The organism is Flavobacterium sp. ALJ2 (assembly GCF_015594725.1).
Classification (GTDB): domain Bacteria; phylum Bacteroidota; class Bacteroidia; order Flavobacteriales; family Flavobacteriaceae; genus Flavobacterium.
Map to the genome: position 1 here is coordinate 1 of NZ_JADNRC010000094.1, position 307 is coordinate 307.

Genomic DNA, 307 nt, shown 5'->3' on the forward strand with positions numbered 1-307 from the left:
TTTTTTCCATTGACCCCGAAGAAACTTCCAATGGTTCGACAATCTATAGCGGTCTTATCTATTAATTTCTTTTAAAAAAGCCGCAAACTCTTGAGTCATACGGGTTCCTTTAGCCACTAAATTCCAATCTCTTTTAACGATCTCACCTGTGCTTTTATTGGTCCAGCGACGTCTTTTGATGTGTAGATATACCAACTTCCCTCTCAAAGGAAAGTCATGAATGGTAATCTCATTCTGAAAGCCCTTTGATACTAACTGAAGTTCATTAAACTCTGCAGGAGGCTTGGCGTTTTCTTCAAAGTATAGG

At 38.8% G+C, this 307-nt stretch carries 1 protein-coding gene; it reads right to left on the reverse strand.

Translation table 11 applies throughout. The features are described from left to right. Positions 1-54: 54 nt before the first annotated feature. On the reverse strand, positions 55-307 hold a 253-nt coding region (locus IUY40_RS19365; protein WP_195738474.1), incomplete at its 5' end, for a transposase family protein.